The following is a 13,681-nucleotide window of genomic DNA, read 5'->3' as shown; positions in this document are numbered from 1 at the left end:
CTTATCACTCAACCAACATCAAATTAATTATAAGAAAGCAACAAATAAGTGAATTAAACCAGCAAAGAAACCAGTTACTCCACCCAGTACAATCAAGATCCACTCATCTTCTTGGAACGCAGGACGCAATAGGTTCTGGAACTCTTTCGGTGTTAGTTCACGGATGCGGTCTCTAAACATTTGAAAGATCTTCTGCGCGCGACTTGCATTCAGAGCTGGGTCACATACTGGTCCCATGGTAATTTCAATTGAGCGATCAATCAAGTCGGTCTTGAGTCTAGCATACTCTCTTGGCCCTAATGATAGCTGCAATGAGGTTCTGACCAATGGAGTTTCCATAATTTCATTGATATGACGCTTGACAATACGGCGAGTTTTATCTTTTTTACTGCCGTACATCATTTCTGTCATGATTGACTTTAAAGTAATTAAATCTTCAGTCACGACACTGGCAAACACATCTGAAACCTCCTCCTGACGCTTCATAAAGGCACCTTGAACATTATAAGTACCAATCTTCAAGACAGGCACAATCCAAGGAAATTTACGATCTTTAGTCAAGCGGAAAATCTGCGGGTAGCGGATATAGTGTGGTTCAATCGGGTTAAATACCATCCAGATGGCAATCCAGTTGGTTAAAAAGCCCCAAATGGCAGCCCAGAACGGAACGGTCCAGTGCCAAGGCACCACAAACCACACGATCATTTGAAAAATACCAAAGAACATCCCGATTAAAGCGCTGATATGCCAAATAAAATTGATCTCTTTCTGACCCACTTTCAGAAACATTCGCACCATTAAACGGCGGTCACCTTCCATTTGGCTGACCACCATTTCACGCATATCCACCAGTGACTCAACGTTCATGGTCAGCTCAGTCACTAGTTCTCTTAAGGTATTTGGTAATTGTTTATGGGCTTGTGCATAGATACGGCGTTTAATTGAATAAGGCAGGTTTTCCCAGAGCACCGCATTGCGATCAATCATCACCTCATCAATCAGATGCTCAAGTTCAAAACCAACTTGTTCACCAATAATCATTGCCATATCTTCTGGGTCCATGGCTTCTAAAAATTCACGCAAGGAACCCAGTTTAGATAAAGTATTATCGGTAATAATGCCTGAAATACGTCCAGCTTTCCGTGGCACAATCCCTTGCCAACCTACAGGTAATGGTCCTAAATGGAATCCCCAAAAGTTGATTGGGTAAAATACCATTTTCAATGCCATCCACACGTGCGCCCATGTTACAAAGGCGGTCACAGGGATGATACTCAAGACTGCCAGATGGTCAGGTCGATTTAGGAAAATCTGCCACAATTCATTGACGTAATCAAACATGCATGACTCTCTGAATTATTGATACATGATGGCCTATAAAAGGATGAACGTTAATTTCCTCTTATAAACCAAAACTTAAGGTATAAGAAAACTGAAGGACAGGCTCGGATTTTTTCACCGTATTGCCATTGCCGTCTTCTATTTTTTCTCGTACCCCTGCGCCCACACTGAATGTACTAATACGTTCACTATTCAACCAAACATAAGCAATATCAGCACCCACACCTAAATTGCCCTTTTGCTTACCGCCGTAGTTCTTACTGTCGAGATGTCCCGCATAGACGCCCAGATAATAGCCATTTTTATCTGTTCCCGTTAAATAGTATGGATAGCGGAAGCCAACTTGCGCACCAGGCTCATTGTCATCATTTAAAAATGCGCCTGCTTTGGCATAAGCAATACCATAAGGATTTACCCATTCAAGGTTGGCATGTAATAACTTTTTGGTAAAACCAGCACCCACATTCCATGTTGAAACGTTTGCATCTTTTAATTTAGGCTCAGGCTTAAACGGATTTTCGTCAGCATGGGCTAAGCCTGTAAGTGTTAAAACCGATAATAAAAGGCAAATTTTTCTCATTATTTTCTCCATTTTCCCTAAGAGTGTATTGGAAAATCCTATTTCGAATAGTTTGTGACTTTAACAGAATTATTTTGCTTCTAATATACAAGACCATACAATTTTCATGTCTGCAAAGTCAAAAACTGTCGCAGCATCATTTGCATGATTTGTTGAAAATTCTACAGTATCATCATGCAACTTACGTTAAAATGCGTAGCCTTGTTCCTCTCTCCATTTTTGTAATTAAGTCGACACCCTATGAAACAGCACTTTCCTTTAAAAAATATGCAACAAGAAAAGCGCATTTATAAGGGTCGTATCTTTTTTGCAATCTTTCTGGTGGCGATTTTTCTACTTTTGCTCATCTGTCGTTATGCATATTTACAGATTGTTCATTACGATGATTTTACAACCGCCTCAGATAAAAACCGGATTCGTTTACAGCCTCTGGCACCGGCACGTGGTTATATCTACGATCGTAATGGCGTATTACTTGCCGATAACTACCCAGTGTTCACAGCAACACTTAGCCGTGCCGATGTAGCAGATATTGATGAAACCATTAACCGTTTAATTCCAGTTTTAGGTTTAACTCAGGATGATGTTGATCGTTTTAAAAGCCGTGTCAAAACCGCTCGCAAAACAGAACGTCTTGCAATTAAGCTAAATTTAACGGAAGCGGATATTGCCAAATTCAGTGAAGTCAAATATGCCTTTCCTGGAGTCAAGATCGAAACCCAAATGACGCGTTACTATCCACATGGTGAACTGTTTGCACATGTGATTGGTTATGTGGGTCGTATCAATGATAAAGAACTGAAATCGATTGATAAGGACTTATATGCGGGCACCAACCTGATTGGTAAAATCGGGGTCGAAAAAAGTTATGAAGACTTGTTGCATGGGACGCCAGGCTATGAATCGGTCGAAGCCGATGCACACGGCAATGTCTTGCGTAATTTAGGCCGTCAAAATCCAGCGCGTGGTAATGATCTGTATTTATCACTTGATTATGGTCTGCAAACCATTGCGGCAAAACAATTGGCTGACCGTCGTGGCGCAATTGTAGCAATGGACCCACGCACAGGTGAAATTCTGGCTCTCGTCTCTAGTCCAAGTTTCAATCCGAACCTCTTCGTGACGGGAATTAGCTCTAAAGACTATAGTGGCCTCCGTGACAACCTCGACCAGCCCCTTTATAACCGTGCGGTTCAAGGTGCTTATCCACCAGGTTCAACCATTAAACCGATGTTTGGTTTAGGGGGGATTCATTATGGGCTAGTCGATTGGAGCACTGCAATTTCCGATCCAGGTTATTTCTCACTGCCAGGTGATAGCCATCGTTTCCGTGACCATAAGAAGACAGGTCATGGTTCAGTGAACATGCATAAAGCTCAGATCGTTTCTTGTGATACCTATTTCTATGTCCTGTCTTATCGGATGGGCATTGAAAAAATGAATGACTGGATGCGTCAATTTGGTTTCGGTGAAAAAACAGGCGTCGACTTGCCAAGTGAAAGCACAGGTCTCTATCCAAGCCCAGAGTGGAAAATGCGAACACGCAAATCCAAATGGCTAAAAGGTGAAACCATCTCCGTCAGTATCGGGCAAGGCGCCTTTACCTCCACGCCTCTACAACTGGCAATGGCAACTGCTATTACCGCCAATAAAGGTTCACATGTCACACCACATGTACTCAGAGAAACCAAAGGCGCCAAAAAATTTAACGTCCACAATGCACCTGATGGCAAAATTAACTTCAATGGTACAGAACAAGACTGGATCAATATGCATGAAGCTATGGTCGATGTAATTCAATCGGGTACAGGTCGTGGTATCAAAGGCGGATTACAATATTCAATTGCAGGTAAAACAGGGACCGCACAGGTTAAAAGTATTGCCCAAGGGAAACGCTATAACGAAGCTGCGCTGTCTTCTCGACAATGGGACCATGGTTTATTTGTTGGCTTTGCTCCCGCTGATAACCCAGAAATCGCGATTGCCGTGGTATGGGAAAATGGTAAGCATGGTGGTTCAGCCGCCCAACTGGCACGTCCAATATTTGACTACTGGTTAGTAACACGTAAAAAGAACCCACTTCGCCCTGCAGGCCATCAAGTCAGTGGGGGGTTAATGACGGCGGGAATTAAACCTGGCGAACTACCAAGTGGCAGTATTGCAACGACTGAACAAAATACACAGGCTGCATCAAGCCCTGTAACGTCTGTATCTGCGGCGGCCTCTAGCCCTGCTGCGAATAATATGCCTCAACCCGCGGATGGAATCACTGAATAATGAAAAATCAATTGCGTATTATTGGTGGTGAATGGAAACGTCGTAGCCTCCCTTTTGCGAGTATTGAAGGTTTACGCCCAACACCAGACCGTGTCCGTGAAACATTATTCAACTGGCTCATGTGGGATATTCAAAATGCACAGGTTTTAGATCTGTGTAGCGGTTCGGGTGCACTCGGCTTTGAGGCACTCTCTCGCGGCGCAGCAAAAGTCGTTATGATTGAGCCCAATCCAGCCCAAGCACGCTTTTTAAAAGATAATATTCAACTGTTAAAAGCAGAAAATTGCCAGTTGCTGGTCACAACAGCACAGTTGGCATTAAACAAGTTAAAAAATAACTTTGATGTCGTGTTTCTTGATCCACCTTATGACCTTGATTTATGGCAAGAGCTTGCTGAACTTAGCAATCCATTGATTAGTGATAAAGCCTTGATTTATGTCGAGGCTGATCGCGACCTAGCGCAACTCAACTTGCCCGCAACATGGCACAAAATCAAAGAAACCAAAGCGGGGATCGTCAGAGCGGGTTTGTATCAAAAAATCAGTTAAAAAATCCGTAACCAGAAAAACCGGATCAGTTGTCCACGATCAAAAGGAAAACTGGACAAATATTCATAGCCTATCCGGTTGGTCTGATTCAGTTGATACATCATTCCATAGCCCACTGAAATCGAGAAATCATCCAGAGAAAGACTGCTGGTATCACCCGTCAACATCTTATGGTTAAAATGATTGGTTTGATACGCAGTATAGTTATAGACTCGCCAACGTTCATTTTGAAAAAACTGGTTATGCAAAACGGAATATTCTGTTTTCATCTGAGGATAAGCTGAATCAAACATTTCTTCGGTATCATCATGATCCTCTGCAAAAAAATTGTAGCCATCTGCATAAGACCAAGTCGTGAGGCTGCTCAATAGAGCAAATAAAAAAATGTACTTCAGTTGCATAATCCAGATATTGCTAACGGCGCTTATCTAGCATAACGCTAAAAATTATTTTGTATCAATCAATTAAATCTATTTTTTATCTTTACATCTTGAACCGATTGAAATTTTGCTTAGATCAAATGACTGAGCATCAAAATTTTATCGTGTCAGACATAAATAATTAATTTATAAAATTCATCATATATACAATAATAGCCCCTTTAAAATTTCACTTGATCGATCATGAAACTTTTGTACTTGCTCATTGTCACTGTGGGCTTAACCGGTTGTCTGTTTGGAAAATCAAACGAGGTAAAACGTGCAGAAAAAGTCCTACAGAGTTTTCAATGTAATAATATTGAATCTAGTGAGTTAGCAAACTCATCTATCTCAAATTTTTATCAGCAATCATTGGCTGTCAACAAGGAAAAAGCGGCGTCTTATATCGAACAATATAAAAATGGTGAAGATCTTTTTGACATTCCACTCGATGAGGTTGTAAAACAAAAATATCAACTTTATAAACAAGCATGTCAGGCACTCGGTGGCGTCTCTACAAATAAGGAAAACGTCACTGTAATGGCAACAGAGTAAGCACTATAAATAATTTGCCTGACTGTAACTTAGGATACAGCATGATCGAAAAACAACTGGGGTTAAAACATTATCTTGCACTTGTAACTGTACTTCTGGCGGTTGCGATTGCAAGTATTCAGCCTCTTGAGTTTGAAGCCTATTTACTCCATCAAGCCGGTACCGTTTTGATGCTGATCATACTCATCATCGCGATGAAAAAGATTGGTCTCAGCTTTTATTGTTTTTGTCTCTACCTCGGCTTTCTTCTGATCCATATTTTGGGCGCGCACTACTTATATTCTTATGTCCCGTATAATGACTGGATTGGACAGATTTTTGATTTTGACTTGAATAAAAGTATGGGTTGGTCACGCAACATGTATGATCGGCTGGTTCATTTTGCGTATGGACTTCTGCTCTACCCTTTCTTTTACCGTGGCTTTCAAGTCTGGTTACCTTCAGCCAAATCATTGACCCTATTTTTACTTGTTATTCAATTTGTCATGGCATCCAGCATGTTTTATGAATTGATCGAATGGTGGATAGCAATCAGTTTGTCCCCTGAAGATGCTGAAAATTATAATGGTCAACAAGGCGATATTTGGGATGCACATAAAGATATGTTGCTTGCAACCATCGGGGCAATCTTGATGGGTAGCATCCAGCTACTCAAAGATAAAACGCTTATTCAAAAATAAGCGTTTCTATAGGACATCTGTTAAATAATGGAATGTTGCAGCACGGCCAGTTGATCCAGCGGATCCACCTTGACGGTTTGTGCATAATCAGAATGAACCAAAGCAGAATTACTTGTATTTGTTGTTACAGGCGTCACATTGTGGTTGCTAAGCAGTTGATCCAAAACGCTATCCAACTGATTTGATGTTTGAACTGAAGAAGGTAATAACTCATTCAAATTCGCTTTTTCAGTATTCATCACTGCAGTCTCTGGCAGATTACCGTGAAGCGAATTCAGATCAACCGTATCTGCCAAAGATGCTTTAGCAACGGGTGCCACCACATTAAAACTAAATGCATCACTGACTTCACTTATATTTCCCGCAGCATCAGTCAATGTTAAAGTAATTTTATGTGTCCCTAAACTTAAATCCTGATTAACATTAAAGCTCCATTTGCCATTATCTCCAACCGTTACAGTTCCAATTGGCTGACCATTATCATAGACCGTCAGTAGCGCCTTTGCTTCACCTATGCCTGATAAGGTTGGCTTTGTATCATCGGTATCACCACCAGCAACAATCGGGCCTTTTACTGGGCCAACGTCATCTGTCACCGTTTGTAGTATGGGTTTATTCGGTGCAATCGTGTCTTTTGTTCCAATAACATCAGTCGCATCAGAACGATTGCCGGCAGCGTCTATGATGTAAATTTTACCGATATTTTTATCGGTTAGCGCCGATGATAACGTAATCGTAAACTTTCCGTCTGCTCCCACCGTACCTGAACCATACAATGTTTTACCATCAGCACTTCTAATTTCAATCTTACTGTTTGCTTCTGCCGTTCCAGTCACAGTATCCCCAGCCGCATTGATTTCAGCAACAGCTTTATCAGGGGCAATGGTATCTTTTCCGGCTGTTATTTCAAGTGGCTTAGACTGATTGCCCGCAGCATCCTCTACAACAAGAGACGCTTTTTGATCCGTCGTTAAGGCAGGTGAAAGTGTAATCTGAAATTTGCCTTGGGCATCTGCCGTTCCACTACCGATAATTTGTCCATCTGCATTTTTAATTTGTATTTTGCCATTGGCTTCTGTCCGCCCCTGAATAGAGTTCCCTTCTTTATTAACCTCAACTAGCGGTTGGTCTGGTGCTACAGTATCTTTTCCAGCAAAGACCTGAGAAGGTTTGGACTTGTTTCCGGCAGCATCTTCAGCAATAACGGTTCCGCCTTTTTCACTTGTTAATGCTGGTGACACATTGATTGAATATAAACCTTCTTTATTTGCGGTGACAGAGCCAAGGAGTTTACCGTCAGCATCATAAATGGATACTTTGGCATTTGCTTCTGCCTTACCTGTGACAATGGTACCGTCTGCATTGAGTTGTGCTGTTGGTGCGTCGGGTGCAATGGTATCTTTATTGCCTGTTACCACAGTTGCTTTCGAGACATTGCCTGCATTATCGACAGCAGTCACACTCACCTTTCCACCATTGACCAAAGGCTGATCCAATTTGACACTATAGTTTCCTTCTGCATCGGCTTGGCCAGTTGCAATTACTTTACCTACAGCGTCTCTAATTACAATTTTTGCTTGGGCTTCTGTTTTACCTGTAATCGTTTGAGTATCTGCACCTAAGTTTGCAGTTGGGGTAACTGGTGGTGTAATGTCAATTGGTTGCGTACTTTTGTTCTTGCCTGCATCATCATCTTTTACAGCCCATAGATACACACCTTCAGCGGCTAAGGCTGCCAGACCAACTTTGAGCAACTGTGATTTACTAATCCCCGATTCATCAGCAGCAGCCGAAGCAGATGCAGCTTGTGTCGTCATCGCTGTATGTTGAAGCTGAGTCGCTTGTGTCATCGTTGAATAACGCACAAACTTTCCTGAATCATCGAACTCCGCAACAGCATAAGTCCCATCACCTTTAGAAAGGGCCAAACTGTGCTCTGTGAGATTGGCTTCGTTATAAAAATCACTGACGATGATTTTCTCACCACTTTTTAGCGTAATAACAAGATCATTACCCTGTTTGACAATTGATTTAATATCACCCTGATTTACACCAATTTGCACAATTGAGGGCTGGTCTAATAGCACTTTTTGCAATTGCGCATCCTGTAAAACATTCGAGTTTTTCTTTGAAAAAACAACGACTCTTGTCATTATTATGCTCACTTATCAATTATATTTTTAAGTACTTTTTAGATTAATGAATAATTAAGTAATTCATCTTGCAGTTAAAATATCAAATGATCTGAATTGCCACAATCTCTTCGATCAAAAGTTTTGTCATGTTTGTTTAATTCACCAAACATTCAAATCCCAAGCATAAAATATACAGAAATTGATTCTGACTAAATAAAAAAACCAGCCCGATAGGACTGGTTTTTTAGCAAATTCGAATTAGAATTTTGGATCACGCATTTGTACCAGTGTACTGTTGGCTTTAGCTAAGCTATCTGTAATTTTACCCATGACAGCAGGAATCAAGTTCTCAGCCATTTGAGCCGCCTGTAAACCTAGTTTTTCACCCAAAGTTGGACGTTTACGCGTATTAATTACATAAATATCATGCTTGCCAAGCAAGCTTAATAAATACTCATCAGAGGTTTGCAGTTTGTCCACCAAATTCAACTCACGTGCATCCTCACCATACCAGTGTTCACCCGTTGCCACTTTTGCAACGTCCAACTGCGGACGATATTTTTCAACGAAGTGTTTAAATAGTGAATGTGTCTGCTGTAACTCTTCTTCAAACTTCGCTTTACCTTCTGGGGTATTTTCACCGAACATGGTCACAGTACGTTTATACTCACCAGCCGTGTAAAGTTCAAAATCGACATTATGCTGCTTGAGCAAACGATTGAAGTTTGGTACTTGTGCAACCACACCAATCGACCCAACAACTGCGAAAGGCGCAGAAATGATTTCATTGGCGATACATGCCATCATATAACCGCCACTTGCCGCCACTTTATCTACACAAATCGTGACATGGAACCCTGCGTCACGTAAGCGCACCAACTGAGCTGCAGCCAGACCATAGCCATGCACCATACCGCCTGGGCTTTCCAGACGAACCACAACACGGTCATGCCCTGCTTTCGCAGTTGCCAAAATCAAAGTAATTTCTTCACGAATGGTATCAACAGCGGAAGCCTGTACATCGCCCTTAAAATCGAGGACATAAATTTTTTGATCATTCTTTTTACGAACTTTCGCTTCTTTCGCTAATTGTTGAACCAGCTGTAATAACTCCAGACGAGATGCTGTAGTTTGCGCAATTTTTTTTCTTTGTTCATTCACACGCGCATTTAAATGACTAATACGTATTTCAGCAGGAAATTTAGGTAAATGGAATAACATAAAGTATGTGCTCTATAAGTTCGGCATTATTTACCTAAGATGTGGCCTGCTCAATAAAAATTCAATAGCGATTTTGCAAAATAGACTCATTTTCATCGCTATAACAAAAAAGGGCCCGCAGGCCCTTTGATTGATCTGATCCAGATTAACCAAAACGCCCTGTAATATAAGCTTCGGTTAACTGATGATCTGGTTGAGTAAATACTTTTTCAGTCGAGTTCACTTCAATCAAGTCACCCAAATGGAAATAAGCAGTACGGTCAGAGACACGCGCCGCTTGTTGCATTGAGTGCGTTACAATTGCAATCGTAAATTGTTCTGACAACTCAGAAATCAACTCTTCAATTTTTGCTGTTGCAATTGGATCAAGTGCCGAACATGGTTCATCCATCAAGATCACTTCCGGGCTCACGGCAATGGTACGCGCAATACATAACCGCTGTTGCTGACCACCTGACAAACCTGTACCTGGCTGGCTTAAACGATCTTTAACCTCATCCCATAAGCCTGCTTTACGCAAGCTATTTTCCACGATTTCTTCTAAATCATATTTATCACGTGCTAGGCCATGCAATTTAGGGCCATAAGCAACATTGTCAAAAATAGACTTTGGAAATGGGTTGGGCTTTTGGAACACCATGCCCACTTGAGCACGCAGCAACACCACATCAAGGTTTGGATCATAGATATCTTGATTATCTAAAGTGACCTTACCCGTCACGCGACAGCTATCAATAGTGTCATTCATACGATTCAAGGTACGCAAGAATGTCGATTTGCCACAACCTGATGGACCAATGAAAGCAATCACTTCATTTTGGTAGACATCTAGGTCAATCCCTTTAATCGCTTCAGAATCACCATAGTAAACATGAACATCTTTGGTACTGATTTTCACTTCACTGGTTTTTGGCTTTTTATTCGAAGCAGCCGTTTCGAACTGAGAAACAAATGCCGTGTTCGATTGCTGAACTTGCCCTTCAGGTGAAGTAAATTCTGTTTGCTGTGGATTCACTGATTTATCCTTTTCTACGGCGTTCATAATATCAATCGTATTCATTGTACTCTCCTCTATTACCAACGCACTTCAAATTTCTTACGGAGCCAAATAGCAAGGCCGTTTAAACCAATCATGAGTGCAAGTAATACAATAATCGCTGCTGCGGTACGTCCTTCAAAGAAGTTACGCAATTCATTACCTTGCCATAAATAAATTTGTACAGGTAAGGCCGTTGCTTGATCCAGCGGTGTGGCAGGGATATTGGCAACAAATGCACTCATCCCAATTAACAGTAATGGTGCTGTTTCACCCAAAGCTTGAGCTACACCAATAATTGCCCCAGTTAAAATACCTGGCAATGCTAGTGGCAAGACATGATGGAAAATGGTTTGTACTTTTGATGCCCCAAGACCAAGTGCGGCTTGACGAATCGATGGCGGTACGGCTTTTAATGAGGCGCGTGTGGTAATAATCACAGTAGGCAAGGTCATTAAGCTAAGCACCAGCCCCCCCACCAATGGTGCAGATAGCGGTAAATGCATCCAGCCAATAAAGATGGCAGCACCTAACAAACCAAATACAATGGAAGGAACCGCAGCCAAGTTGTTAATGTTAACTTCAATGATATCGGTCATCATATTCTTGGGTGCAAATTCTTCAAGATAGATTGCACTCGCAACACCAATTGGAATCGAAATAGCAATAACAATGAGCATCATGAATAACGAACCCATGAAAGCACCAGCCAAACCACTTGTTGCTGGCGAACTTCGTGAGTCTGGACTGACAAATAAATTGGTATTAAAAGTACTCTTGATGATTCCTTCTGCTTTCAATTTATCTGCGAGTTGACGTACCTCAGGTTCAAGTTGCTGCTGATCATCTGGCAATGAACGATCAATATTGCCTGCTAACCAAACATCCACATTGGCATCAGCCAAGAATTTGATCTCTTGCTTACTGCCAACTAAAGCTGGATTTTTCAATACCATATCACGTAAACGATAGGCCTCAGAACTGGTATATAAACTTCCCAAATAATCGCGCTGAGATTCTAAAGTTTTATCTTTCGCAACCATGCCATTGACGATTAAAGCATCCCAGTCCACCATCCCCATCTCAGTTTGCCAAGCCACAAAACGCTCTTCGAAATGTGCAGGTGTTTCACCTGGCATTGGTTTTGGTTTTGCACCAGCATTGATAATGGCTGGGTCAAAATAGATAGGTACCGTAATACTGTTTTGCCAAAAGGCAGGTAAACCTTTACTTAAAATACTACTGAAGAGTAAAGCAACAAAGGCTAGACCAATCACAACTGCGGAGAAACCCGCAAAACGAAATGTTTTTTCACGGCGATGACGCTTGGCTAAAGAGCTTTGAATTTTTCTTTTGCGCTGTTCACGTTGTTCAGCAGCCACTTGTGGATCTAAGCTATTCGGATCCAGAGAAGTTGTATTTGATGAACTCATTCGTATTGCTCACGATATTTACGCACGATGTACAGTGCAATAATGTTTAAACCCAACGTGATGACAAACAACGTCAGACCAAGGGCAAATGCCACCAGTGCTTGTGGGCTGGCAAAATCAGTATCGCCAGTTAACTGGTTCACAATCGTCACTGTAACCGTAGAAACTGCTTCTAATGGATTAACGTGTAGTAATGGGCTATTTCCGGCAGCGAGTACCACAATCATGGTTTCACCGATTGCACGGGATGCCGCTAATAAAAATGCGCCAACAATCCCGGGTAATGCGGCAGGTAAAACTACCTGACGAATCGTTTCTGATTTTGTTGCCCCTAAGCCCAGTGAACCATCACGTAACGCACGAGGAACTTGCGTAATAATGTCGTCAGACAGTGATGAGACAAACGGGATAATCATAATCCCCATCACAAAACCTGCGGTGAGTGCACTGGTTGCATTAATATGTAATCCAACATGCTCCCCCAACATTTTGAAGAATGGACCAATAATCATCAGTGCAAATACACCATAGACGATAGTTGGAATACCCGCCAACACTTCAATCGCAGGTTTAGCCCAAGAACGTAAACTTGATGATGCATATTCAGCCAAGTAGATTGCAATCATTAAGCCAATCGGCACGGCCACAAGTAAGGCTATACCACTCACCATCAAGGTGCCCCAAATTAAGGGTAAAATGCCATAACTGCCTTCTGCATTGCCTGATGTACTGAAACCTGGATTCCATTCAGTCCCGAAAAAGAAATCAAATGGACTAACAAAACGGAAAAAATGCAAAGCTTCATTCAACATTGATAAAACGATTCCGATCGTTGTCAAAATCGCAACACCAGAACACAGGATTAAGCCGACATTAATGGCTTTTTCAACTTGATTACGTGCACGGAATTGCTGGCTCACATGACGTTTTGCCCAGACCAAACCTGCAAGAGCTGCACTGATCACCACTGCGATCTTTGCAAAAGAACCAATCGTTTGAAATTTTGCCAGTTGTTGTGCTGCTACAATCTCATAAGCTACAGGCTGGTCAGTCACCCCAAAACCAGATGCAATTGCCTTTACTCGACTGGTCAAGACATCGCGCCCTGCACCATCCAGAGTCGAACTTACAGAAGCTGGGATATTATTGAAAATAATATGTTGTAAAACGCTCGGTTCTACCAAGTTCCAAATGATCAAAATTAAAAAAGCAGGAACACCACACCACAAAGCAACCAATGTCCCATAATAACCAGGGCGAGAATGTAGTGCTGCTGAGTTATTTCCCTTACCTGCTAGGTTACGGCTTTTGCTCAGCCCGATTTGATATGCAATGGCCACAAGGGCTAATAACACACCGATAAGTAGCAGATTCATGTAATCTCCACTGTTTTCTCAATTTTCATGATTTGAAAAAACTTAGCTAGACAAAAAGGCTGATGAACCTAAGTCTCACC

Annotated in this window: 12 protein-coding genes; 4 read left to right on the top strand and 8 right to left on the bottom strand. The window is 41.7% G+C overall.

Annotation, left to right across the window (positions count from 1 at the left end):
- Positions 1-27: 27 nt before the first annotated feature.
- Together NQU59_RS08680 and NQU59_RS08675 are read right to left on the bottom strand one after the other, a co-directional pair.
- Entirely contained in the window at positions 28-1,341 is a 1,314-nt protein-coding gene (locus tag NQU59_RS08680) for a membrane protein (RefSeq protein WP_004652140.1), read from the bottom strand.
- Positions 1,342-1,402: 61 nt separating this feature from the next.
- Positions 1,403-1,921 carry a hypothetical protein gene (locus NQU59_RS08675; RefSeq protein WP_005243317.1) on the bottom strand — a complete coding sequence of 173 codons (519 nt, stop codon included), beginning with the start codon at positions 1,919-1,921 and terminating at the stop codon, positions 1,403-1,405.
- Between the two features lie 240 nt (positions 1,922-2,161).
- On the opposite strand from NQU59_RS08675, the gene mrdA reads away from it, so the two are divergent.
- Together mrdA and rsmD are read left to right on the top strand one after the other, a co-directional pair.
- Entirely contained in the window at positions 2,162-4,198 is a 2,037-nt protein-coding gene (gene mrdA / locus NQU59_RS08670) for a penicillin-binding protein 2 (protein ID WP_005243319.1), read from the top strand.
- Positions 4,198-4,746, top strand: a complete 549-nt coding sequence (rsmD, locus tag NQU59_RS08665) for a 16S rRNA (guanine(966)-N(2))-methyltransferase RsmD (protein ID WP_005243320.1) — start codon at positions 4,198-4,200, stop codon at positions 4,744-4,746. The genes mrdA and rsmD overlap by 1 nt, the downstream gene beginning before the upstream one ends.
- Here the strand turns inward: rsmD and NQU59_RS08660 are convergent.
- Positions 4,743-5,147 (bottom strand): hypothetical protein, encoded by a 405-nt coding sequence (locus NQU59_RS08660; protein ID WP_005243322.1) that lies wholly within the window; start codon positions 5,145-5,147, stop codon positions 4,743-4,745. The genes rsmD and NQU59_RS08660 overlap by 4 nt on opposite strands.
- 222 nt (positions 5,148-5,369) lie before the next feature.
- On the opposite strand from NQU59_RS08660, the gene NQU59_RS08655 reads away from it, so the two are divergent.
- Together NQU59_RS08655 and NQU59_RS08650 are read left to right on the top strand one after the other, a co-directional pair.
- Positions 5,370-5,720, top strand: a complete 351-nt coding sequence (locus NQU59_RS08655) for a hypothetical protein (RefSeq protein ID WP_005243328.1) — start codon at positions 5,370-5,372, stop codon at positions 5,718-5,720.
- A 41-nt stretch (positions 5,721-5,761) separates the two neighbouring features.
- Entirely contained in the window at positions 5,762-6,400 is a 639-nt protein-coding gene (locus NQU59_RS08650; protein ID WP_005243330.1) for a DUF2238 domain-containing protein, read from the top strand.
- 20 nt (positions 6,401-6,420) lie between these two features.
- Here the strand turns inward: NQU59_RS08650 and blp2 are convergent, their stop codons facing one another.
- The 5 genes from blp2 to pstC all read right to left on the bottom strand — a co-directional run bounded on the left by blp2 (position 6,421) and on the right by pstC (position 13,601).
- On the bottom strand, positions 6,421-8,553 hold the full coding sequence (gene blp2, locus NQU59_RS08645; protein ID WP_005243332.1) for an Ig-like repeat protein Blp2: 2,133 nt from the start codon (positions 8,551-8,553) through the stop codon (positions 6,421-6,423).
- Between the two features lie 240 nt (positions 8,554-8,793).
- Entirely contained in the window at positions 8,794-9,756 is a 963-nt protein-coding gene (gene sohB, locus NQU59_RS08640; RefSeq protein ID WP_005243333.1) for a protease SohB, read from the bottom strand.
- 145 nt (positions 9,757-9,901) lie between these two features.
- Positions 9,902-10,816, bottom strand: coding sequence for a phosphate ABC transporter ATP-binding protein PstB (pstB, locus tag NQU59_RS08635; RefSeq protein ID WP_005243335.1), 915 nt, complete (start codon positions 10,814-10,816; stop codon positions 9,902-9,904).
- A gap of 14 nt (positions 10,817-10,830) precedes the next feature.
- A complete protein-coding gene (gene pstA, locus NQU59_RS08630; protein WP_257065932.1) occupies positions 10,831-12,225 on the bottom strand; it encodes a phosphate ABC transporter permease PstA in 1,395 nt (464 codons plus the stop codon).
- Complete coding sequence (gene pstC / locus NQU59_RS08625) at positions 12,222-13,601, bottom strand: phosphate ABC transporter permease subunit PstC (protein WP_257065930.1); 1,380 nt, start codon at positions 13,599-13,601, stop codon at positions 12,222-12,224. The genes pstA and pstC overlap by 4 nt, the downstream gene beginning before the upstream one ends.
- Positions 13,602-13,681 lie beyond the last annotated feature (80 nt).

Source organism: Acinetobacter colistiniresistens, from assembly GCF_024582815.1.
In the GTDB taxonomy this organism is placed as follows: domain Bacteria; phylum Pseudomonadota; class Gammaproteobacteria; order Pseudomonadales; family Moraxellaceae; genus Acinetobacter.
Note: the sequence above shows the minus strand (reverse complement) of the source record. Positions and strands in the feature narration are given on the sequence as shown.

Coding starts and splice junctions, on each gene's coding strand:
- pstC (WP_257065930.1), bottom strand. CDS start 13,601: ATGAATCTGCTACTTATCGGTGTGTTATTAGCCCTTGTGGCCATTGCA.
- NQU59_RS08675 (WP_005243317.1), bottom strand. CDS start 1,921: ATGAGAAAAATTTGCCTTTTATTATCGGTTTTAACACTTACAGGCTTA.
- NQU59_RS08655 (WP_005243328.1), top strand. CDS start 5,370: ATGAAACTTTTGTACTTGCTCATTGTCACTGTGGGCTTAACCGGTTGT.
- NQU59_RS08680 (WP_004652140.1), bottom strand. CDS start 1,341: ATGTTTGATTACGTCAATGAATTGTGGCAGATTTTCCTAAATCGACCT.
- mrdA (WP_005243319.1), top strand. CDS start 2,162: ATGAAACAGCACTTTCCTTTAAAAAATATGCAACAAGAAAAGCGCATT.
- NQU59_RS08660 (WP_005243322.1), bottom strand. CDS start 5,147: ATGCAACTGAAGTACATTTTTTTATTTGCTCTATTGAGCAGCCTCACG.
- blp2 (WP_005243332.1), bottom strand. CDS start 8,553: ATGACAAGAGTCGTTGTTTTTTCAAAGAAAAACTCGAATGTTTTACAG.
- rsmD (WP_005243320.1), top strand. CDS start 4,198: ATGAAAAATCAATTGCGTATTATTGGTGGTGAATGGAAACGTCGTAGC.
- pstA (WP_257065932.1), bottom strand. CDS start 12,225: ATGAGTTCATCAAATACAACTTCTCTGGATCCGAATAGCTTAGATCCA.
- sohB (WP_005243333.1), bottom strand. CDS start 9,756: ATGTTATTCCATTTACCTAAATTTCCTGCTGAAATACGTATTAGTCAT.
- pstB (WP_005243335.1), bottom strand. CDS start 10,816: ATGAATACGATTGATATTATGAACGCCGTAGAAAAGGATAAATCAGTG.
- NQU59_RS08650 (WP_005243330.1), top strand. CDS start 5,762: ATGATCGAAAAACAACTGGGGTTAAAACATTATCTTGCACTTGTAACT.